Annotated in this window: 20 protein-coding genes; 10 read left to right on the forward strand and 10 right to left on the reverse strand. The window is 69.9% G+C overall.

Annotated features, from left to right (window positions below; all coding sequences use genetic code 11):
* Positions 1-768, reverse strand: coding sequence for a DeoR/GlpR family DNA-binding transcription regulator (locus tag ACAM52_RS32550; protein ID WP_369645588.1), 768 nt, complete (start codon positions 766-768; stop codon positions 1-3).
* Between the two features lie 78 nt (positions 769-846).
* Between ACAM52_RS32550 and ACAM52_RS32555 the strand changes: the two genes are divergently transcribed.
* From ACAM52_RS32555 to ACAM52_RS32565, 3 genes are all read left to right on the forward strand, one after another.
* Positions 847-1434, forward strand: coding sequence for a GDP-mannose pyrophosphatase (locus tag ACAM52_RS32555; protein WP_369645589.1), 588 nt, complete (start codon positions 847-849; stop codon positions 1432-1434).
* A gap of 7 nt (positions 1435-1441) precedes the next feature.
* Positions 1442-2866 (forward strand): D-alanyl-D-alanine carboxypeptidase/D-alanyl-D-alanine-endopeptidase, encoded by a 1425-nt coding sequence (gene dacB, locus ACAM52_RS32560; RefSeq protein WP_369645590.1) that lies wholly within the window; start codon positions 1442-1444, stop codon positions 2864-2866.
* A gap of 133 nt (positions 2867-2999) precedes the next feature.
* The gene (locus tag ACAM52_RS32565) at positions 3000-4601 is read left to right on the forward strand and encodes an alpha/beta hydrolase family protein (protein WP_369647812.1); all 1602 of its coding nucleotides are present in this window, start codon (positions 3000-3002) and stop codon (positions 4599-4601) included.
* A gap of 27 nt (positions 4602-4628) precedes the next feature.
* Here the strand turns inward: ACAM52_RS32565 and ACAM52_RS32570 are convergent, their stop codons facing one another.
* The 3 genes from ACAM52_RS32570 to purE are packed head-to-tail and all read right to left on the reverse strand — an operon-like array spanning position 4629 to position 7371.
* Positions 4629-5630 (reverse strand): L-threonylcarbamoyladenylate synthase, encoded by a 1002-nt coding sequence (locus tag ACAM52_RS32570; RefSeq protein WP_062481928.1) that lies wholly within the window; start codon positions 5628-5630, stop codon positions 4629-4631.
* Complete coding sequence (locus ACAM52_RS32575; protein ID WP_354348075.1) at positions 5627-6829, reverse strand: 5-(carboxyamino)imidazole ribonucleotide synthase; 1203 nt, start codon at positions 6827-6829, stop codon at positions 5627-5629. The genes ACAM52_RS32570 and ACAM52_RS32575 overlap by 4 nt, the downstream gene beginning before the upstream one ends.
* On the reverse strand, positions 6826-7371 hold the full coding sequence (purE, locus tag ACAM52_RS32580; RefSeq protein WP_369645591.1) for a 5-(carboxyamino)imidazole ribonucleotide mutase: 546 nt from the start codon (positions 7369-7371) through the stop codon (positions 6826-6828). Before purE ends, ACAM52_RS32575 begins: the two co-directional genes overlap by 4 nt.
* Positions 7372-7407: 36 nt before the next feature.
* Between purE and ACAM52_RS32585 the strand changes: the two genes are divergently transcribed.
* The 4 genes from ACAM52_RS32585 to ACAM52_RS32600 all read left to right on the forward strand — a co-directional run bounded on the left by ACAM52_RS32585 (position 7408) and on the right by ACAM52_RS32600 (position 10657).
* Complete coding sequence (locus ACAM52_RS32585) at positions 7408-8328, forward strand: tetratricopeptide repeat protein (protein WP_369645592.1); 921 nt, start codon at positions 7408-7410, stop codon at positions 8326-8328.
* A gap of 132 nt (positions 8329-8460) precedes the next feature.
* Complete coding sequence (locus ACAM52_RS32590) at positions 8461-8769, forward strand: helix-turn-helix domain-containing protein (RefSeq protein ID WP_062481916.1); 309 nt, start codon at positions 8461-8463, stop codon at positions 8767-8769.
* Between the two features lie 49 nt (positions 8770-8818).
* The gene (locus ACAM52_RS32595; protein WP_369647813.1) at positions 8819-10108 is read left to right on the forward strand and encodes a type II toxin-antitoxin system HipA family toxin; all 1290 of its coding nucleotides are present in this window, start codon (positions 8819-8821) and stop codon (positions 10106-10108) included.
* Between the two features lie 102 nt (positions 10109-10210).
* The gene (locus tag ACAM52_RS32600) at positions 10211-10657 is read left to right on the forward strand and encodes an META domain-containing protein (protein WP_095950501.1); all 447 of its coding nucleotides are present in this window, start codon (positions 10211-10213) and stop codon (positions 10655-10657) included.
* Between the two features lie 15 nt (positions 10658-10672).
* Here ACAM52_RS32600 and ACAM52_RS32605 read toward each other — a convergent pair whose 3' ends face one another.
* The 3 genes from ACAM52_RS32605 to ACAM52_RS32615 form a co-directional block, all read right to left on the reverse strand.
* Positions 10673-11581: a phosphoribosylaminoimidazolesuccinocarboxamide synthase gene (locus ACAM52_RS32605; protein ID WP_062478299.1), complete on the reverse strand. Its 909-nt coding sequence runs from the start codon at positions 11579-11581 to the stop codon at positions 10673-10675.
* A 100-nt stretch (positions 11582-11681) separates the two neighbouring features.
* Positions 11682-12746 (reverse strand): class II fructose-bisphosphate aldolase, encoded by a 1065-nt coding sequence (gene fba, locus ACAM52_RS32610; RefSeq protein WP_062478296.1) that lies wholly within the window; start codon positions 12744-12746, stop codon positions 11682-11684.
* 154 nt (positions 12747-12900) lie between these two features.
* Positions 12901-13386 carry an Lrp/AsnC family transcriptional regulator gene (locus ACAM52_RS32615; RefSeq protein WP_070063218.1) on the reverse strand — a complete coding sequence of 162 codons (486 nt, stop codon included), beginning with the start codon at positions 13384-13386 and terminating at the stop codon, positions 12901-12903.
* A gap of 145 nt (positions 13387-13531) precedes the next feature.
* On the opposite strand from ACAM52_RS32615, the gene ACAM52_RS32620 reads away from it, so the two are divergent.
* Positions 13532-14548 carry a 1-aminocyclopropane-1-carboxylate deaminase gene (locus ACAM52_RS32620; RefSeq protein WP_369645593.1) on the forward strand — a complete coding sequence of 339 codons (1017 nt, stop codon included), beginning with the start codon at positions 13532-13534 and terminating at the stop codon, positions 14546-14548.
* A gap of 64 nt (positions 14549-14612) precedes the next feature.
* On the opposite strand, the gene pyk is transcribed toward ACAM52_RS32620, so the two are convergent.
* The 3 genes from pyk to ACAM52_RS32635 form a co-directional block, all read right to left on the reverse strand.
* Entirely contained in the window at positions 14613-16061 is a 1449-nt protein-coding gene (pyk, locus tag ACAM52_RS32625) for a pyruvate kinase (RefSeq protein ID WP_062478290.1), read from the reverse strand.
* 105 nt (positions 16062-16166) lie between these two features.
* The gene (locus ACAM52_RS32630) at positions 16167-17360 is read right to left on the reverse strand and encodes a phosphoglycerate kinase (protein ID WP_369645594.1); all 1194 of its coding nucleotides are present in this window, start codon (positions 17358-17360) and stop codon (positions 16167-16169) included.
* Between the two features lie 92 nt (positions 17361-17452).
* On the reverse strand, positions 17453-18361 hold the full coding sequence (locus ACAM52_RS32635; protein ID WP_159274105.1) for a LysR family transcriptional regulator: 909 nt from the start codon (positions 18359-18361) through the stop codon (positions 17453-17455).
* Between the two features lie 90 nt (positions 18362-18451).
* Between ACAM52_RS32635 and ACAM52_RS32640 the strand changes: the two genes are divergently transcribed.
* On the forward strand, positions 18452-19006 hold the full coding sequence (locus ACAM52_RS32640) for a VOC family protein (RefSeq protein ID WP_095747253.1): 555 nt from the start codon (positions 18452-18454) through the stop codon (positions 19004-19006).
* Positions 18999-20120: an alpha/beta hydrolase family protein gene (locus tag ACAM52_RS32645; protein ID WP_369645595.1), complete on the forward strand. Its 1122-nt coding sequence runs from the start codon at positions 18999-19001 to the stop codon at positions 20118-20120. The genes ACAM52_RS32640 and ACAM52_RS32645 overlap by 8 nt, the downstream gene beginning before the upstream one ends.
* The last annotated feature ends 2 nt before the right edge of the window (positions 20121-20122 follow it).

A 20122-nucleotide genomic window follows, 5' to 3' on the forward strand; every position in this document is an offset into this window, starting at 1 on the left:
TCAGCCGGCCTCGTCGGCGCGCAGGATCGCCAGCCCGGCCGCGCGCAGCGGCGCCAGCGCCTGCTCGGGGGCCTGCGGCGCCACCAGCAGCTGCGTCGCGTCCGCCAGCGGACTGACCACCCACGCCGACGCGGCCCCGAGCTTTTCGGACGAGGCCAGCACGACGGTCTCGGCCGCCGCGGCCATCAGCGCGCGCTTGATCTCGGCCTCTTCCGCATCGCCCGTGGTCAGGCCCGCCTCGGCGTGCACGCCGGTGGCGCCCATGAAGTAGGTGTCGGCATGGATGCGCGAAATGGCCGCCATGGCCGCCGCGCCGACCGCCACCATCGAATGCCTGAAGAGGCGCCCGCCGATCAGCACCACCTCGATGCCGGCGTGCGCCGCCAGCTCGACCGCCACCGACGGGCTGTGCGTGACCACCGTGGCCTGCAGCGCGAGCGGCAGGTGGCGCGCCAGCTGCACGGCCGTGGTGCCGCCGTCGATGAACACCACCTGCCCCGGCTTCACGAGGCGCGCGGCGGCGCGGCCGATGGCCACTTTCTCGTCGGGCGCGAGCTGCTGGCGCCCGCTGAAGTCGGCCTCGGCCGCCGCGACCGGCAGCGCGCCGCCGTGCACGCGCTGCAGCAGCCCTTCGGCCGCGAGCTCGCGCAGGTCGCGGCGGATGGTGTCTTCGGACAGGGCCAGTTCCTCGCTGAGCGCCTTGGCGACGACCTGGCCGTCGCGCCGCAGGACCGAGAGGATGTGTTGTTTGCGTGGGCCGGTGAGCATGGGCCGATGGTAACGGGTTTGCACGTTATTGCACGAATCTTCTTGATATTGCACGAACTCGGTTCTATGCTCGCCGCCATGACCCTCCATGACCGCGTCCGGGTGCACGAAGTCACCCTTCTGTCCGACAACTGGTACACGCTGCGCACCACCGCCTTCGACTGGCGGCGCAACGACGGCGAGTGGCAGCGCATGCACCGCGAGACCTACGACCGTGGCAACGGCGCCACTCTGCTGCCCTACCACCTCGGGCAGCGCACCGTGCTGCTCACGCGGCAGTTCCGCTACCCGGCTTTCGTCAACGGCCACGACGATCTGCTGATCGAGGCGGCTGCGGGCCTGCTCGACAACGCCGCGCCCGAGGCGCGCATCCGCGCCGAGGTCGAAGAAGAACTGGGCTACCGGCTCGGCACCGTGCAGAAGGTGTTCGAGAGCTTCATGAGCCCGGGCTCGGTGACCGAGAAGCTGCATTTCTTCGTCGCGCCCTACGAGGCCTCGATGCGCGTCGGCGCGGGCGGCGGGCTGGCGGAGGAGGGCGAGGACATCGAGGTGCTCGAGCTGGGCATCGACGAGGCGCTGGCCATGGTGGCCGACGGCCGCATCGCCGACGCCAAGACGATCATGCTGCTGTACCACGCGAAGCTGCACGTGTTCCCGCCGGGATAATCCGCGGATGCCTTTTGCCTCCCGCCGTGCGCAGACCTTCGCGCTGACCCTCGCCCTGCTGGCCCCGGCCGGCGCCCTCGCCCAGCAAGCCCTTCCGCCCCAGGTCGATGCCGCCCTCGCGCGCGCCAAGGTGTCGCGCGAGGCCGTGACCCTGCTCGTGGCCGATGCCGACGCGGGCCGCGCGCCGCGCCTGGCCTGGCGCTCGCAGGTGCCGGTGAACCCGGCCTCGATCATGAAGCTGGTGACCACCTACGCGGCGCTCGACCTGCTCGGCCCGGCCTACAGCTGGAGCACGCCGGTCTACGTCGAGGGTTCGGTGGCCAACGGCGTGCTCAACGGCAACCTCTACATCAAGGGCCAGGGCGACCCCAAGCTGGTGCTGGAGCGCGTGTGGCTGCTGCTGCGCCACGTGCAGGGCCTGGGCATCACCACCGTGAGCGGCGACATCGTGATCGACCGCAGCGCCTTCGAGACCACGGTCGAGAACGACCCGGCCGCCTTCGACGGCGAGCCGCTGCGCCCCTACAACGCCTCGCCCGACGCGCTGCTGGTGAACTTCAAGTCGATCAACATGACCTTCGCGCCCGACCGCGCCGGCCAGTACGCGCGCGTGAGCTACGAGCCCCCGCTGGCCAGCGTGGCGATGCCGCCCACGGTGCCGCTGGCGCCCGGCGAATGCGGCGACTGGCGCGGCGCGCTCAAGCCCGACTTCAGCGACGTGAACCGCATCCGCTTCAACGGCGGCTTTCCCACCGGCTGCGGCGAGAAGAGCTGGGCCGTGGCCTACGCCGACCCGCGCACCTACAGCCTGCGCGCCATCGGCGGCATGTGGGCCGAGATGGGCGGGCGCGTGGGCGGCCAGATGCGCGAGGGCCGCGTGCCCGCGGGCCTGAAGCCGGCCTTCGACTTCGAATCGCCGCCGCTGGCCGAGGTGGTGCGCGACATCAACAAGTACAGCAACAACGTGATGGCGCAGCAGGTGTTCCTCACGCTGGGCCTCACGCAGAAGCAGCGCGGCACCTTCGAGGCCTCGCGCAGCGCGCTGGGCCAGTGGTGGCGCGAGCGCATCGGCACCGGCGAGGCGTCGCCGGTGTTCGAGAACGGCTCGGGCCTGTCGCGCGACGAGCGCATCAGCGCCGCCGCGCTTGGCAAGATGCTGCAGGTGGCGTGGCGCTCGCCCGTGATGCCCGAACTGGTGGCCTCGCTGCCCGCGATGGGCGTGGACGGCACGCTGAAGCGGCGCACGCTGCGCTCGGGCGGCGCGGCGCACCTGAAGACCGGCACGCTGCGCGACGCCTCGGGCGTGGCCGGCTACGTGCACGGCGCAAGCGGCCGGCGCTACGTGCTGGTGGCCATCGCCAACGGCGAGAACGCCGGCGCCGCGCGCGCCGCCTTCGACGCGCTGATCGACTGGACCGCGCAGGACCAGTGAATCGGACGGGGCCCGAGCCGCCCCGCTACTGAATAGGTTCTGCTCGCAAACGCTGCTTGCGCGCGGCCATGGCGCTGCCCAGAATCGGACGCTCGTTCGTTTTCGATACCTATCCAGGAGACGCGTCTTGACCTTGCAGCACCCACGGCATTCACAGCCCTCGTCCTTCCCGGTCCGCCGGGTCACCGCCGCGGCGACGCTCGCCGGCGCCACGTTGCTGCTCGCCGCCTGCGGCGGGGGCGGCGGTGGGGGCGGCATCGGCATCGGCTTTCCGCCACCGGGCGGCGGCAGCGACACCGGGCGCGGCTCGGTCGTCACCAGCCCGCCCGAGCAGGGCACCAAGCTCACGGCCGACCAGTTCAGGGCCAGCCTGCAGGCCTCCGACCAGGGCAAGGCGCTGCTGCAGGTCACCGGCGCGCCCAAGTGCGGCGTCGACATGCGTTATCTCGAGTACCGCACCGTCGGCGGCAAGAACGAAGCCACCAACGCCACCGCCGCGATCATGGTGCCCTCGGGTTCCGACGTGGCCTGCAGCGGCGCGCGCCCCGTGGTGCTGTACGCGCACGGCACCACGCCGGCGCGCAACTACAACCTCGCCAAGTGGACCGACACCACCCAGCCGGCCGCCGGCGAGGGCCTGATGGTGGCCGCCATGTTCGCGGCGCAGGGCTACATCGTGGTGGCGCCCAACTACGCGGGCTACGACAAGTCGACGCTGCCCTACCACCCCTACCTCAACGGCGAGCAGCAGGGCAAGGACATGGTCGATGCGCTCACCGCGGCGCGCAAGACCTTCTCGGACATCGGCGCGAACGACGCCGGCTCGCTGTTCATCACCGGCTATTCGCAGGGCGGCTACGTGGCGATGGCCGCGCACCGCGAGATGCAGGCCACCGGCAAGACCGTGACGGCCTCGGCCCCGCTGGCCGCGCCCTCGGCCATCAGCCTCTTGACCGACTACACCTACCTGGGCTGGCCGGCGCTGGGCGCCACGCTGTTCGTGCCGCTGCTGTCGACCAGCTGGCAGCAGCAGTTCGGCAACGTCTACACCAGCACCAGCGACGTCTACGAGGCGCAGTACGCCACCGGCATCGACACCCTGCTGCCCACCCTCACGCCGGGCACGCTGTTCTCCAGCGGCAAGCTGCCGCAGCTGGCGCTGTTCCCGGCCGACGGCAAGCCGGGCCCGGTGAGCCCCGAGCTGGCGATCTTCTACGGCGCCAACAACCTCATCAAGCAGAGCTTCCTCACGCAGGCGGCCACCGACATCCAGTCGGCCCCCTGCCCCGGCAACGCGCTGCCGGCCACGGCCGCGTCGCTCGGCTCGGCCTCGCCGCTGGACTGCAAGCCCGCCACGGGCTTCCGCAAGGCGGCGATCGCCAACGACCTGCGCAACTGGGTGCCGACCAAGCCGATGCTGCTGTGCAGCGGCGCGAACGACCCGACCGTGAACTTCCTGAGCACGCGCGCCACGGCCGGCTACTTCCGTGCCAAGGGCATGCCGGCCGCCGCGCTCGCGGTGGTCGACCTGGAAGACCGCGGCACCACCGACAGCTATTCGGCGGCACGCGCCGGCTTCGCGCAGGCCAAGGACCTGCTGGCACAGAGCACGCCGGGCAGCGCCACCGACAAGGCGCGCGCCGTGACCGCGGCCTACCACGGCACGCTGGCGCCACCGTTCTGCCTGGCGGCAGCGCGCGGGTTCTTCCAGGGGGTGCTGGCGGCCGGGGGCTGAGCCCCGCAGCAGCCGACCAGATGTGGATCAGGCCGCTGCAGCGCGCTGCAAGCGGTCTTTCACGCCTTCCCACTCGGGCGTGTCGGGCGGCGTCTCGACCCAGATCAGCTTCACGCCCTGCGCGTCGAACTCGCGCAGCACCGCGAACAGCTGCTGCGCGGTGGCTGCTGCGTCGTCGGGCATGCGCCGCAGCAGCACGCGCTGCGAGCGGCTGCGCACGTTGCTGCGCGTCCACACGGCGATGTGCGCGGCGTTGGCGCCGAGCACGTCGAGGCCGGTCTGGATGGCCTTGGGGTCCATCAGCCGCACCTTGGCGTCGGGCGCGTAGTGCGCCTCCAGCGTGCCCGAGGCGCGCGGGTCGGGCGTGTCGAGCACCTCGCGGTCGCGCAGCGGCTCGCCGACGGCGGCCTCGATCTGGTCGCGCGTGATGAGGCCCGGGCGCAGCAGCACGGGCGCGCCGCGGCTGCAGTCGACGATGGTCGATTCGATGCCCACTTCGCAGGCGCCACCGTCGACGACGAGCAGCGCGTCGCCGAACTCGTCGTGCACGTGCTGCGCCGTGGTCGGGCTGACGCGGCCGAAGCGGTTGGCGCTGGGCCCCGCCAGGCCGGGCACGCCCTGCTCGGCACAGGCTTCGAGCAGCGCCTGCGCCACCGGGTGCGCGGGGCAGCGCAGGCCGATGGTGTCCTGCCCGCCGGCCGCCGCCGTGCCCACGCCGGGCTGGCGCGTGACGATCAGCGTGAGCGGGCCGGGCCAGAAGGCCTGCACGAGCTTCTGCGCAAAAGGCGGCAGCGGCTGGGCGAAGCGCGACAGCGCCTGCGCGCCCTTGGCGCCCGCCGCCACGTGGACGATCAGCGGATGGTCGGCCGGCCGGCCCTTGGCCGCGAAGATGCCGGCGACGGCGGTGTCGCTGCTGGCGTCGGCGCCCAGGCCGTAGACGGTCTCGGTCGGGAAGGCGACCAGCCCGCCGGCGCGCAGCACGCGCGCGGCCTCGGCGATGGCGTCGGGAGCGTGGCCGTCGAGGATCATGCGAGCGCCGGCAGGCCCAGCAGCAGCGCGGCCTGCGAGGCATTGGCGCGCACGCTCTCGAGCGTGGCGCCGGTGAGGGTCAGGTGGCCCATCTTGCGGCCGCGGCGCGGCGCCAGCTTGCCGTACAGGTGCAGGTGGGTACCGGGCAGGGCGAGCACCTCGCTCCAGCGCGGTGCGACAGGCTTGGCGCCGTCGCCTTCGCCGCCCGGGAACCACAGGTCGCCCAGCAGGTTGAGCATGACGGCGGGGCTGTGCTGGCGCGGCGCGGTCAGCGGCAGGCCGGCGAGGGTGCGCACCTGCAGCTCGAACTGCGACACATCGCAGGCTTCCATCGTGTAGTGGCCGCTGTTGTGCGGGCGCGGTGCCATTTCATTCACCACCAGCGAGCCGTCGGCCAGCGCGAAGAACTCGACGCACAGCACGCCCACGTAATCGAGGCCGCTGGCGATGCTCTTGGCGGAATTGACCGCGCCCTGCGCCACGGTCTTGGGCATGTTCTGCGGGTGCACCTCGGTCACGGCGAGGATGCCGTCGCGGTGCAGGTTGCGCTGCGGCGGGAAGTGCACGATCTGGCCGTCGCGGCCGCGCGCCAGGATCACCGAGCACTCGAACTCGAGCGGCAGCATCTTCTCGAGCACGCAGGGCACGCAGCCGGCGGCCTGCCAGGCCTCGACCAGCTCGGCGCGCGTCTTCACGCGCTGCTGGCCCTTGCCGTCGTAGCCCAGGCGGGCGGTCTTGAGGATGCCGGGCAGCAGCTGGTCATCGACGGCGGCCAGTTGCTCCGCCGTCTCGATGACGGCATAGGGTGCGCAGGGCACGCCGCAGCGCGTGAAGTGCGCCTTCTCGGCGATGCGGTCCTGCGCGATGGCGATGGCCGAGGCGGCGGGCGACACCGGCCGCGCCACCGCCAGGTGCTCCAGCGAGGGCGCGGGCACGTTCTCGAACTCGGTCGTCACCGCGTCGGCCAGGCCGGCCAGGCGGGCCAGGCCGTCGACGTCGGCGTAGTCGGTGTGGATGTGGTGGTGGCTCACGCGGCCGGCGGGGCTGTCGGCGTCGGGGTCGAGCACCGCGGTGAAGTAGCCCATGCGCTGGGCCGCGTGGGCGAACATGCGCCCGAGCTGGCCGCCGCCGAGCACGCCGAGCGTGGCGCCCGGGAGGATGGGCAAATCGCCGGCATGGCCCGAATGGCCGGTGCTCACAGCGCACCCCCGCCTTGCGGCGAGAAGGGCGACACCGCCGCGCCGGCTTCGGGCGGCGGCAGCACCATGGCCTCGGCAGCGGCGGTCTGGGCCGTGCGGAAGGCGTCGAGCTTGGCGCGCAGCGCCGGGTTGTTCACCGCCAGCATGGCCACGGCGAACAGCGCCGCGTTGGCCGCGCCGGCGGTGCCGATGGCAAAGGTGGCCACGGGCACGCCCTTGGGCATCTGCACGATGCTGTAGAGGGAATCGACGCCCTGCAGGTGGCGGCTGGCCACCGGCACGCCGAGCACCGGCACCGTGGTTTTGGAGGCCAGCATGCCCGGCAGGTGGGCCGCGCCGCCCGCCCCGGCGATGATCGCCGTGAGCCCGCGCCCGGCGGCGCTATCGGCGTACGCGAACAGCGCATCGGGCATCCGGTGGGCCGAGACCACCTTCGCTTCGTGGCTGATTCCGAATTGCTGGAGAATCTCGACCGCGTGGCGCATCGTCTCCCAATCGGAGTTCGAGCCCATCACTACACCGACCTGAATGGTTTCGTTCATGGTTTCAATTTTACGTTTCACCCCCAGCTGTTCCCGATGATCGACATCACTCTCGAAAATTTCCAGGCCGAGCTGATCGAAGGCTCGGTCGCCACGCCGGTGCTGCTGGACATCTGGGCCGAATGGTGCGGCCCCTGCAAACAGCTCGGCCCGGTGCTCGAAAAGCTCGAAACCGAGTACGCCGGCCGCTTCACGCTGGCCAAGCTGGACGCCGACAAGGTGCCGCAGATTTCCTCGCAGCTGTCCGAGATGTTCGGCGTGCGCAGCATCCCGTTCTGCGTGATGTTCAAGGACGGCCAGCCGGTGGACGGCTTCGTGGGCGCCATTCCGGCCGAGAAGATCCGCGAATTCCTCGACAAGCACGTGCCGGGCGCGGACGAGGCCGAAGCGGCTTCGGAAGGCGCCGCCGCGCAGGAAGCGCTGGCCGAGGGCGACACCCTGGGCGCGCTCGAGAAGCTGCAGAACGCCGTGGCCACCGACCCGGCCAACGACGACGCGCGCTTCGACTACATCAAGCTGCTGCTGCAGGAAGGCCGCACCGACGACGCCAAGGTCGCCTTTGCGCCGGTGATCGCCAAGACCACGCTGGTGCGCCGCTTCGATTCGCTGCAGCGCTGGATGGACGCCATCGATTTCGCCGCACCCGTCACCGGCTCGGCGCCGACGCTGGGCGACTTCGACGACAAGATCGCGGCCAACAAGCGCGACTTCGACGCCCGCTTCAACCGCGCCCGCCTGCTGATGGCCGCCCAGCGCTGGACCGACGCGATGGACGAGCTGCTCGACATCCTCATGCGCGACAAGACCTGGAGCGAAGACCTCGCGCGCAAGACCTACATCGCGATCCTCGACGTGATCGAGCCACCGAAGGTGAAGGTCGCCGACGGGCAGATTCCGCCGGACGATCCGGTGGTGGCCACGTACCGCCGCCGCCTGAGCAGCGTGGTGTTGAGCTGAACGGCTGAACGACGCATTGCGCCTTTCAGTGCGCAATTGGACAAGAAAGCGACCTGTGGGTCGCTTTTTTATTGCCGCCACCGCCCCATATAGATAGCATTGCTACTCAATTTCCGATAAAAGCGCATTGCAATGCTCCAACTGACCGAAGAACTCGAAAAAGCCCGCAAGGCCGGCGGCCTGAGCCAGGAGGCGCTGGCCACGCGCGCCGGGCTGTCGCGCATGACGGTGCAGCGCATCGAAAGCGGGCAGATTGATCCGCGCCTGTCGACGCTGCTCGAAATGGCGCGCGTGCTGGGGCTCGAGCTGATGCCCGTGCCCGCCAGCCTGCGCCCGCAGCTCGAAGACTTCGTGCGCTCGGGCGGGCGCCTGCTCGGCCAGCCGGCGGGCGTGGGCGCGCCGCCGTCCATCGCCCAGAGCTTGGCCGACGAGAACCGGTGAGGCGGTGAGCACGCGCGCCGCCTTCAACACGGGCATCCGCTACCTGCGGATGCACCTGCACCTGCCCGGTGGCGGGCGGCGCGCCGTCGGTTACCTCTCGCAGTACGGCGACATCCTGCGCGTGTCGTTCGACGAGGCCTACATCGCCGATGCGGGCCGCCCCACGCTGTCCCTCGCGTACCGCGGTGCCGACGAGGCCGCGACCCGCGCCATCCTGGCTTCGGCGCGCGACGCCCGCGTCTCGCGCAGCGATGGCCGCTGGCCCAGCTACTTTCAGAACCTGCTGCCCGAGGGCCACAACCGCGAGCGCCTGGCGCAGCAGCGCGGCTGCGCGGCCGACGACGAGTTCGAGCTGCTGGCCGCCGCCGGCCACGACCTGATGGGCGCGCTCGAGGTCGAGCCCGTGCCCACGTCCGAGGGCATTCCCGACACCGTGCGCCACTGGCACACGGCGCTGGGGCTCGACGTGCTCGAACCCGGCTTCGTCGAGATGCCGGTGGAAGACGCCGCCGCCATCCCCGGCGTGGTGACCAAGTTCTCGGCGGTGCAGGACGGACGCCGCTACGTGGTCAAGCGCCACGGCGCGGCGGGCTCGTTCATCCTCAAGCTGCCGAGCACGCGCCACCCCGACCTGGTCGCCAACGAATACACCGGCTACCGCCTGTGCGGCGCGCTCGGCCTCGACTGCGCGCAGGCCCACGTGATCGACCGTGCCGACGCCGACCTGCCCGAGCAGGTGCCCTTCGCGCAGATCCTGGCGGTGCGCCGCTTCGACCGCACGCCCGAGGGCGGGCGCATCCACATGGAAGAGTTCGCGCAGGTGCTGCAGTACGAGCCGCGCCAGAAGTACGGCCGCGGGCTGGCCACTGACTGGCCCGCCATGCTGCGCGTGCTCGACCGCCTGTCGCCCAACCCGGTGGCCGACGTGCGCGAGTGCGTGCGCCGCCTGGTCGCCTTCATCCTGCTGGGCAACAGCGACGCGCACCTGAAGAACTGGGCGCTGCGCTACCCCGACGGCGTGGCGCCGGTGCTCGCGCCGCTGTACGACCCGGTCTGCGTGGCCGCCTTCTTCGAGGACGTGCCGGCGCGCGACTACGGCGTCAACCGCGCCATCGACGCCACGCTGCGCGCCTTCGACGGGGCGGCGCTGGAGGCGTTGCTGCGTGCGGCCGGGCTGCTGCGGCCGGCGCGCTTGATGGCCATCGCGCGCGACACGGTGCGCCAGGCCCAGGCCGAGTGGCCCGCGCTGCTGGCGCAGGACGGCACGCCGGCCAGCGTGCGCCGCTGCGTCGAGGCGCGCCTCGCGGGCGGCGTGGCCCTCGCCAGCCTCGCGGCCTGAAGAAGCCCGGATGCGCCATCGGGCCTGTCTTCGCACCGGCCACGGCGTCGCATACGATGGCGCCGGTTTTAACTTGTTGCAGATTGAAAAGGAAAATTGGCCATGCGTTCCTTCGCCCGCCGTACCGCGCTCCCCGCCATTGCCTCGGCCGCGCTGCTGCTGACCGCCCTGACCGGTTGCGGCAGCGGCATCAGCCTCGACGAGCCGATCGAAGGGCCGGTGTGGCGCCTGGTGCAGCTGGGCGACGAGCCCATCGCGCCGGGCGGCGATGCGCAGCTGCAGTTCGATCGCAACAGCGGACGGGTCAGTGGTTCAGGCGGCTGCAACCGCGTCACGGGATCGTTCACGCGCGCGGGCGTGTCGCTCAAGCTCGGCCAGATGGCCGCGACGCGCATGGCCTGCGCCGACCCGGTGCGCGGCGCCAACGAGGCGCAGTTCCTGTCGGCGCTGCAGAACACGGCCAGCTACCGGCTGGCGCCGGGGCGGCTCGCGCTGCTCGATGCGAGCGGTCGCACCGTGGCGCTGCTCAGCAACGGCACGACACGCTGAGGAAGAAAAACCAGATCAGCCGTGGGTGAGGCGGTCCAGCGCCTCACGGTACTTGGCGGCCGTCTTCTCGATGACTTCGGCCGGCAGGCGCGGCGCCGGGGGCGTCTTGTCCCAGGGCTTGCCGTTGATCTTGGTGGCCTCGAGCCAGTCGCGCACGAACTGCTTGTCGTAGCTCGGCGGGTTGGTGCCGGCGGCCAGCGCGGCCTCGTAGCCCTCGACCGGCCAGTAGCGCGAGCTATCGGGCGTGAGCACTTCGTCCATCAGCACCAGCGTGTCGTTCTCGTCCAGGCCGAACTCGAACTTGGTGTCGGCAATGATCATCCCCTTGGCGAGCGCGATCTGGGCCGCCGCCTCGTAGATGGCGATGCTGACCTCGCGGATCTGCTGGGCCAGCTTGGGGCCGACGACCTCGACCACGCGCTCGTAGCTGATGTTCTCGTCGTGCTCGCCGGCCGCGGCCTTGGCGGCGGGCGTGAAGATCGGGCGCGGCAGCTTGCTCGCGTTGGTCAGGCCCTCGGGCAGCGGCACGCCGCAGACGGCGCGGTTGTCCTGGTATTCCTTCCAGCCGCTGCCGGCCAGGTAGCCGCGCACCACGGCCTCGACCGGGATCGGACGCAGGCGCTTGACCAGCATCGAGCGGCCCGTGACCTGCGCCACCTCGTCGGGCTGCACCACGCTCTCGGGCGCCTCGCCCGTCAGGTGGTTGGGGCACAGCGCGCCCAGGCGGTCGAACCACCACAGCGCCATCTTGGTGAGGATCTCGCCCTTGCCCGGGATGGGCTCGCCCATGATCACGTCGAAGGCGCTGAGCCGGTCGCTCGCGACCATCAGGATGCGGTCTTCGCCGACGGCGTAGTTGTCGCGCACCTTGCCGCGCGCAAGCAGGGGCAGGCTCTGGATGGAAGAGGTGTGAACGGTGGTCATGGACGGATGCTCGGCTGGGAAACGGTGACGGGAAAAGCGGATTGTGCGCGCAGAAAAAAGCCACCGCGAGCGGTGGCCTGCGGCGCGCAGTCTGTCTTCGTTAGATGACTTGCTGCGCCAGGTCGCCCTTGGCGTACTTGGCGGCAACGACCTGCAGCGTGTCGCCCTTGATCTTGGCGCCCTGGCCTTCGCAGCCGAACTCGATGTAGCGCTGCTTGCAGATCTGCTTGGCGGCTTCGCGTGCGGGCTTGAGCCATTCGCGGGCGTCGAACTTCTCGGGGTTCTCGGCCAGGAACTTGCGCACGGCACCGGTCATCGCCAGGCGGATGTCGGTGTCGATGTTGATCTTGCGCACGCCGTACTTGATGGCTTCCTGGATTTCCTCGACGGGCACGCCGTAGGTTTCCTTCATGTTGCCGCCGTATTTGCGGATGATTTCCAGCAGGTCCTGCGGCACCGACGACGAGCCGTGCATCACCAGGTGGGTGTTGGGCAGGCGGGCGTGGATTTCCTTCACGCGCTGGATCGACAGGATGTCGCCCGTGGGCTTGCGCGTGAACTTGTAGGCGCCGTGGCTGGTGCCGATGGCGATGGCCAGTGCGTCCAGCTGCGTGGCCTTCACGAACTGGGCGGCTTCTTCGGGGTCGGTGAGCAGCGAAGCGTGGTCGAGCACGCCTTCGGCGCCGATGCCGTCTTCTTCACCGGCCATGCCGGTTTCGAGCGAGCCCAGGCAGCCCAGCTCGCCTTCGACCGTGACGCCGACCTTGTGGGCCAGTTCGACCACCTTGCGGGTCACGTCGACGTTGTAGTCGAACGAGGCGGGCGTCTTGCCGTCTTCGTGCAGCGAGCCGTCCATCATCACGGACGAGAAGCCCAGGTCGATGGCGCCCTGGCAGATGGCCGGGCTCTGGCCGTGGTCCTGGTGCATCACCAGCGGGATGTTCGGGTACTGCTCGATGGCGGCCTGGATCAGGTGCTTGATGAAGGCTTCACCCGCGTATTTGCGGGCGCCGGCGCTGGCCTGCAGGATGACGGGCGCGCCGGTTTCCTTGGCGGCCTCCATGACGGCCTGGACCTGTTCGAGGTTGTTGACGTTGAAGGCCGGAATGCCGTAGCCGTTGGCGGCGGCGTGGTCCAGCAGTTCGCGCATCGAGACGAGTGCCATGGGAAATACCTCGTGGGAATAGAAAAAGACGGGGAAAAGAGAAGGCGGAAAGTCGGGAGAAAACTACCCCGATTCTACCGAGCCCCCTTGTGGGACAGGGCCGACGCCACCCCGGGCGCCACGGGTACTGGCGCGCAGCTCTTTTTCAACTTTTTCAGATCGGCAACTGCGTGGTCGACAGCACCTGCTTGAGCACCACGAAGGTCCGGATCTGCCGCACGCCCGGCAGGTACAGCAGCTGCTCGGCATGCAGGCGGTTGAAGCTGTCGTTGTCGCGGGTGCGCACGAGCATGAAGTAGTCGAATTCGCCCGTGACGACGTGGCATTCGAGGCAGCCCGACACTTTCTGCGCTGCCTTCTCGAAATCGGCAAAGGAGTCGGGCGTGGAGCGGTCGAGCACCACGCCGATCATCACGAGCATGCCGACCTCGAGCGCGTCGGGGTCCAGCAGGGCGACCACGCCCTTGATGAAGCCCGCGGCCCGGAGCCGCTCGACCCGCCGCAGGCAGGCCGGCGCGCTGAGGTTCACCTTGGCGGCCAGCGCCACGTTCGACACCGAGGCGTCGCGCTGCAGGGCGCGCAGGATCGCGCGGTCGGTGCGATCAAGCTCCGTCGGGGCGCGCAACTTTGTTGTGCTCATGGCTTCCTTTCCGGATGAAAAGCCTTCTGTATGGCCATCCTGCCTTCTTTTGAACGACGAAGCCAGCCAACTTTGCAAGCACATTGCAAAGCCTTCTTCCTACGATCGACAGCTTCAACCCCTCACCGCTTTTGGAGCTGCGTCGATGAACCTGAAGAAATTCCCCCGCCACGCCCTGACCTTCGGCCCCACGCCGATCCAGCCGCTGAAGCGCCTGAGCGCCCACCTCGGCGGCAAGGTCGACCTCTACGCCAAGCGCGAGGACTGCAACAGCGGCCTGGCCTTCGGCGGCAACAAGACGCGCAAGCTGGAGTACCTGATTCCCGAGGCGCTCGAAGGCGGCTACGACACGCTGGTGTCGATCGGCGGCATCCAGTCGAACCAGACGCGCCAGGTGGCGGCCGTGGCCGCGCACCTGGGCCTGAAGTGCGTGCTGGTGCAGGAGAACTGGGTCAACTACTCCGACGCGGTGTACGACCGGGTCGGCAACATCGAGATGTCGCGCATCCTCGGCGCCGACGTGCGGCTGGACGCGGCGGGCTTCGACATCGGCATCCGCCAGAGCTGGGAACAGGCCATGGCCGACGTGCGCGCGGCCGGCGGCAAACCCTTCCCGATCCCGGCGGGCTGCTCCGAGCACCCGCGCGGCGGCCTGGGCTTCGTGGGCTTTGCCGAGGAAGTGCGCCAGCAGGAGGCCGAGCTGGGCTTCAAGTTCGACTACATCGTGGTCTGCTCCGTCACGGGCAGCACGCAGGCCGGCATGGTGGTGGGCTTCGCGGCCGACGGCCGCGCCGACCGCGTGATCGGCATCGACGCCTCGGCCAAGCCGCAGCAGACCTACGAGCAGATCCTGCGCATCGCCAAAAACACGGCCGAGCTGGTCGAGCTGGGCCGCGACATCACCGAGAAGGACGTGGTGCTCGACCGCCGCTTCGGCGGGCCCGAGTACGGGCTGCCGAACGAAGGCACGCTGGAGGCCATCCGCCTGAGCGCGCGCTTCGAGGGCATGCTGACCGACCCGGTGTACGAGGGCAAGTCGATGCACGGGATGATCGAGAAGGTGCGGCTGGGCGAATTCCCGGCCGGCGCGAAGGTGCTCTACGCGCACCTGGGCGGGGTGCCGGCGCTGAACGCCTACAGCTTCCTGTTCCGCAACGGTTGAACAGGACGACGCCATGAAAAAGGCCGGCATGTGCCGGCCTTTGTCTTGTGGCGAACGAACTGGGTCAGCTCGCGCGGCAAATCTTGAGCATGTTGGTGCCGCCGGGCGCGCCCATCGGCTCGCCGCAAGTGATGGCGTACACGTCGCCGCTTTGCACGATGCCGCGCTTCTTCAGGTGGCTCTCGGCCTGGCGCAGCGCGGTGTCGCGGTCGCTTTCCGAATCCATGAGCAGCGGGCGCACGTTGCGGTACAGCGCCAGCTTGCGCTGCGTGGCCAGGCGCGAGGTCAGGGCGTACATGGGAATGTGCGCGCGGTGGCGGCTCATCCACAGGATGGTGGAGCCCGACTCGGTCAGCGCCACGATGGCCTTGGCGCCCAGGTGGTGCGCCGTGAACAGCGCACCCATGGCGATCGACTGGTCGATGCGGCTGTAGGTCTTGCCGCTGAAGTCGGCGTCGAGCGTCTTGTCTTCGGCGGCCTCGGCGGCTTCGCAGATGCGGCTCATTTCCTGCACGGTCTCGAGCGGGTAGCGGCCCGAGGCGGTTTCGGCGGAGAGCATCACGGCGTCGGTGCCGTCGAGCACGGCGTTGGCCACGTCGCTCACCTCGGCACGGGTGGGCACGGGGTTGGTGATCATCGACTCCATCATCTGGGTCGCGGTGATGACCACCTTGTCCATGTCGCGCGCCATGCGGATCATCTTTTTCTGCAGCGCCGGCACGGCGGCGTTGCCCACTTCCACGGCGAGGTCGCCGCGGGCGACCATGATGCCGTCGCTGGCGCGCAGGATTTCTTCCAGCTTCGGAATGGCCTCGGCGCGCTCGATCTTGGCGATCATGCCGGGCTTGTGGCCGTACTCGGCGGCCGCCACGTTGCACAGCTGGCGCGCCATTTCCATGTCGGTGGCGTTCTTGGGGAAGCTCACGGCCACGTAGTCGGCCTGGAAGCTCATCGCGGTCTTGATGTCTTCCATGTCCTTGGCGGTCAGCGCGGGTGCCGTGAGGCCGCCGCCCTGCTTGTTGATGCCCTTGTTGTTCGACAGCTCGCCGCCGAGCTTGACGGTGGTGTGCACCGCTTCGCCCTTGACGCCGTCGACCGTGAGCACGATCAGGCCGTCGTTCAGCAGCAGCTTGTCGCCGGGCTTCACGTCGCGCGGCAGGTCCTTGTAGTCGAGGCCGACGGCATCGACATCGCCCAGCTCGGTGCGCGAGGCGTCGAGCACGAACTTGGCGCCGGGTTCGAGCCAGATCTTGCCCTGCGCGAACTTGCCGACGCGGATCTTGGGACCCTGCAGGTCGGCCATGATGGCCACCTCGCGGCCGGCCTTGCGGGCGGCTTCGCGCACCATGGTGGCGCGGTCGATGTGGTCCTGCGCCGTACCGTGGCTGAAGTTCAGCCGCACCACGCTGACCTTGGCCAGGATCATCTGTTCCAGCAATTCCGGCGTGCTGGAGGCGGGGCCGAGGGTGGCGACGATCTTGGTGGCGTGGCGGGGGATGCGGTCCGAGCTCATGAAGGGGGTCTCCGTTTTGTATTCGCTACTGTATACACTTTGTGTGTCGAACGGAAGTCAGTCGCCACGGGGGATTTCCCTCCCGTGGCCGGACCGCCGCCGGAATCAGCCGGCCGCGCGCTTGGCCAGGATCTCGAAGGCCGGCAGGGTCTTGCCCTCCAGCACCTCGAGGAAGGCACCGCCGCCGGTCGAGATGTAACCGACCTGCTTTTCGATGCCGTACTTGGCGATGGCCGCAAGGGTGTCGCCGCCGCCAGCGATCGAGAAGGCGCTGCTTTCGGCAATGGCTTGCGCGATGGCCTTGGTGCCGCCCGCGAAGGCGTCGAACTCGAACACGCCCACGGGGCCGTTCCAGACGATGGTGCCGGCTTCGCGCAGCTGCGCGGCCAGGATGGCGGCCGTCTTCGGGCCGATGTCCAGGATCAGGTCGTCCTCGGCCACGTCGGTGGCGGCCTTGACGGTGGCGGGTGCGTCGGCCGCGAAGGTCTTGGCCGTGACCACGTCCACCGGGATCGGCACGTCGGCGCCGCGCGCGCGCATGGCGTCGATGACGGCTTTGGCCTGGTCGAGCAGGTCGGGCTCGGCCAGCGACTTGCCGATCGACAGGCCCGCGGCCAGCATGAAGGTGTTGGCGATGCCGCCGCCGACGATCAGCTGGTCGACGTTGGCCGACAGGCTCTTGAGGATGGTGAGCTTGGTGCTGACCTTCGAGCCCGCCACGATGGCGACCAGCGGGCGCTTGGGCTGGGCCAGCGCCTTGCTGATGGCGTCCATTTCGGCCGCCAGCAGCGGGCCGGCCGCGGCCACCTTGGCGAACTGGGCGATGCCGTAGGTGGTGGCTTCGGCGCGGTGGGCGGTGCCGAAGGCGTCGTTCACGTAGATGTCGGTGAGCGCGGCCAGCTTGCGGGCCAGCGCTTCGTCGTTCTTCTTCTCGCCCTTGTTGACGCGGCAGTTCTCGAGCAGCACGACCTGGCCGGGCTTGACGTCGACGCCGTCGACCCAGTTGGCCACCAGCGGAACTTCACGGCCGAGCAGCTCGCCCAGGCGCTGGGCGACGGGGGCCAGCGAGTCTTCGGGCTTGAACTCGCCTTCGGTCGGGCGGCCCAGGTGCGAGGTGACCATCACGGCCGCGCCGGCGTCGAGCGCCAGCTGGATGCAGGGCACCGAGGCGCGGATGCGCGTGTCTTCGGTGATGCGGCCGGCGTCGTCTTGCGGCACGTTGAGGTCGGCACGGATGAAGACGCGCTGGCCGGCGGCCTTGCCTTGCGCACAGAGGTCGGTGAATCGAATGACGTTCATGGGTCTGAGGATGGTGAAAGACGGGACTGCCCGCATTGTAGTTTTCACCCTCTCGCGCCCCTGCGCGTCTCTTGCGGGGCGCCGATGCTTTTTCAGGCCTTGGGCTGCGCGGTCGCGAACTGCTCCAGGATGCCGACGAAGCTCGCCGCCGCGGGCGACAGCGAGCGCCGCGCCGCGCTGTACACGCAGACCTCGCGGTGGAAGTCGGGCGACTCGAGCCGCACCATCTGCAGCCCGTGCGCGCGCACCAGCGACGCCGAGTAGGTCGGGCACACGGTCAGCCCCAGCCCCGAGGCCACCATGCCCAGCGCGGTGGTCATGTACGACACCTCCTGCGTGCCCGGCCGCATCAGGAAGGCGCGCTCCTCGGGCCCCAGCTCGGGCAGCACGCGCTGGCGGAAGTCGCGCGTGGGCGCGATGAAGGTGTAGGGCCCCAGCTCGTGCCAGCGCACCTTGCGGCGCTTGGCAAAGGCGTGGCCGGGCGGGCAGATCAGCCAGTGGCGGTCGCGAAACAGCGTGCGGCGCTCGATGGCGGCGGCGTCCACCGCCACGTCCTGGCCCACGGCCAGCTCGACGTCGCCGGCCGCCACGCCCAGCAGCAGGTGCTCGGGCAGCGTGTCGGCCAGGCGCACGTCCACGTCGGGGTACGCCTCGCGGTAGGCGGCGATCACGCGCGGCATCAGCGTGCAGGCCATGAGCTGCGGCGCTGCGAGCCGCAACAGCCCTTTCTTCTTGTCACGCAAATCGGTCACGCCCGCGACCGCGCTCGTGAGGTCGCCGAGCAGCCGGTGCACTGACGGCAGGAACTCGCGCCCCGCCTCCGACAGCTGCACGCGCCGCGTGTTGCGGTCGAGCAGCTGCACGCCCATCTCGCGCTCGAGCTCGCGCACCAGCACGCTGAGCGCCGACTGCGTGAGGTGCAACTGCCCGGCAGCGGTGGTGAAGCTGCCGGTTTCGGCCACGGCGGCGAAGGCGCGCAACTGGCGCAGGGTGAGGTTCATATATATGGTTATTTCATCAATCGATGAATTAATTTCGATTGCATCATAAGACGCGGCATTGCCCAATCGCGGCCTCAACGGAGACACGACATGCCGACGACCGCCACCCCCACGGCGCCCCCACCCATTCGCGGGCTGCACCACTTCGCCTGGCGCTGCCGCGACAGCGAGGAAACCCGCCACTTCTACGAAGACCTGCTGGGCCTGCCGCTGGCCCACGTCATCAAGAACGACCACGTGCCGAGCACGGGCGAGTACTGCCCCTACGTGCACATCTTCTTCCAGATGCGCGACGGCGCGTACATCGCCTTCTTCGACCTGGGCGACGACACCGCCGCGCTGCCCTCGCCCAACACGCCGTCGTGGGTGAACCACATCGCGCTGCGCGTCGACTCGGTGGCCGACCTGCTGGCCGCCAAGGCGCGGCTCGAAGGCGCGGGCATCGAGGTGCTGGGCGTGACCGACCACCACATCATCGAGTCGATCTACTTCTTCGACCCGAACGGCATCCGCGTGGAACTCACCACGCCGACCGTGCCGCAGGCCGAGATGGACGCGCACGCGCGCCACGCCCATGCCGACCTCGACGCGTGGACCGCGCGCAAGGCGGCGCTTCGCGCAGCGAAAGGTGCGTCGCATGTCTGAGCTGCAACTCGCCGTCATCGACGTGAAGCCCGGCGCGGCCATGGACAGCCAGTCGGGCCTGCAGCTGCTGCGCCCGCGCATCTACGGCGCCTTCCGCGCGCCGCCGGGGCCGAAAAAGATCGCGGCCATCGTGATGCACCCAACCAGCAACTTCATGGGCCACTACCTCATCGGCCCGCTGGCCGAGCGCGGCATCTGCTGCATGGGCCTGAACTCGCGCTTCGTCGGCAACGACACGGTGTTGCTGATGGAGCGCGCCATCCAGGACCTGGGCGCCGGCGTGCAGTACCTGCGCGCGGCCGGCTACGAGAAGGTGTTCCTGGTCGGCAACTCGGGCGGCGCGGCGCTCTCGGCCTTCTACCAGGCGCAGGCCGAGCAGCTCACCGCCACGCACCTGCCCGACGGCGACCCGACGCACCTGCACGCCAGCGACCTGCCGCCGGTAGACGGCCTCGCGCTGTGCGCCGCGCACCTGGGCCGCACGCGGCTCATGCGCGACTGGATCGACCCCTCGGTCACCGACGAGCACGACCCGCTCTCGGTCGACCCCGCGCTCGACATGTACGACCCGCGCCACCGCGTGCCCTACGAGGCCGACTTTCTCGCGCGCTTCAGCGCGGCCCAGAAGGCGCGGATGGACCGCATCGAGCAGTGGTGCCTCGATCGCCTCGCGCTGCTGCGCGGCACACCCGGCGCGCCGCGCGACCAGACCTTCGTCGTCTACCGCACGCACGCCGATCCGCGCTGCGTCGACCTGTCGCTCGATGCCAACGCGCGCCTGCCCGGCAGCGTCTGGGGCGATGCGCGGCAGGTGAACTATTCGGCCAACGCGATGGGCCGCACCACCTCGCTCACCGCCTTCCTCTCGCAGTGGTCGTCGCGCTCGCAGGCCGACGGGCCCACCAACCTCGCGCGCACCACGGTGCCCAAGCTGCTGCTGACCTACACCGGCGACCAGTCGACCTTCCCGAGCACGCGCGACGCGTGGATGGCCGCGGGCGGCGCGCGCATCCGCAACGTCGACATCGTGGGCGGCAACCACTACCTGGCGGGCCAGCCCGAACTGATTCCGCAGGCGGCGGACGCCATCGCCGAGTTCGCGCACGCGCTGTAGAA

It is taken from the genome of Variovorax sp. V118 (assembly GCF_041154445.1).
Classification (GTDB): Bacteria; Pseudomonadota; Gammaproteobacteria; order Burkholderiales; family Burkholderiaceae_C; genus Variovorax; species Variovorax boronicumulans.

What these genes read in the sequence shown, in the direction of transcription:
- ACAM52_RS32550 (WP_369645588.1), bottom strand. Translation starts at nt 768, where the DNA reads ATGCTCACCGGCCCACGCAAACAACACATCCTCTCGGTCCTGCGGCGC.
- ACAM52_RS32555 (WP_369645589.1), top strand. Translation starts at nt 847, where the DNA reads ATGACCCTCCATGACCGCGTCCGGGTGCACGAAGTCACCCTTCTGTCC.
- dacB (WP_369645590.1), top strand. Translation starts at nt 1,442, where the DNA reads ATGCCTTTTGCCTCCCGCCGTGCGCAGACCTTCGCGCTGACCCTCGCC.
- ACAM52_RS32570 (WP_062481928.1), bottom strand. Translation starts at nt 5,630, where the DNA reads ATGATCCTCGACGGCCACGCTCCCGACGCCATCGCCGAGGCCGCGCGC.
- purE (WP_369645591.1), bottom strand. Translation starts at nt 7,371, where the DNA reads ATGAACGAAACCATTCAGGTCGGTGTAGTGATGGGCTCGAACTCCGAT.
- ACAM52_RS32585 (WP_369645592.1), top strand. Translation starts at nt 7,408, where the DNA reads ATGATCGACATCACTCTCGAAAATTTCCAGGCCGAGCTGATCGAAGGC.
- ACAM52_RS32590 (WP_062481916.1), top strand. Translation starts at nt 8,461, where the DNA reads ATGCTCCAACTGACCGAAGAACTCGAAAAAGCCCGCAAGGCCGGCGGC.
- ACAM52_RS32595 (WP_369647813.1), top strand. Translation starts at nt 8,819, where the DNA reads ATGCACCTGCACCTGCCCGGTGGCGGGCGGCGCGCCGTCGGTTACCTC.
- ACAM52_RS32600 (WP_095950501.1), top strand. Translation starts at nt 10,211, where the DNA reads ATGCGTTCCTTCGCCCGCCGTACCGCGCTCCCCGCCATTGCCTCGGCC.
- ACAM52_RS32605 (WP_062478299.1), bottom strand. Translation starts at nt 11,581, where the DNA reads ATGACCACCGTTCACACCTCTTCCATCCAGAGCCTGCCCCTGCTTGCG.
- fba (WP_062478296.1), bottom strand. Translation starts at nt 12,746, where the DNA reads ATGGCACTCGTCTCGATGCGCGAACTGCTGGACCACGCCGCCGCCAAC.
- ACAM52_RS32615 (WP_070063218.1), bottom strand. Translation starts at nt 13,386, where the DNA reads ATGAGCACAACAAAGTTGCGCGCCCCGACGGAGCTTGATCGCACCGAC.
- ACAM52_RS32620 (WP_369645593.1), top strand. Translation starts at nt 13,532, where the DNA reads ATGAACCTGAAGAAATTCCCCCGCCACGCCCTGACCTTCGGCCCCACG.
- pyk (WP_062478290.1), bottom strand. Translation starts at nt 16,061, where the DNA reads ATGAGCTCGGACCGCATCCCCCGCCACGCCACCAAGATCGTCGCCACC.
- ACAM52_RS32630 (WP_369645594.1), bottom strand. Translation starts at nt 17,360, where the DNA reads ATGAACGTCATTCGATTCACCGACCTCTGTGCGCAAGGCAAGGCCGCC.
- ACAM52_RS32635 (WP_159274105.1), bottom strand. Translation starts at nt 18,361, where the DNA reads ATGAACCTCACCCTGCGCCAGTTGCGCGCCTTCGCCGCCGTGGCCGAA.
- ACAM52_RS32640 (WP_095747253.1), top strand. Translation starts at nt 18,452, where the DNA reads ATGCCGACGACCGCCACCCCCACGGCGCCCCCACCCATTCGCGGGCTG.
- ACAM52_RS32645 (WP_369645595.1), top strand. Translation starts at nt 18,999, where the DNA reads ATGTCTGAGCTGCAACTCGCCGTCATCGACGTGAAGCCCGGCGCGGCC.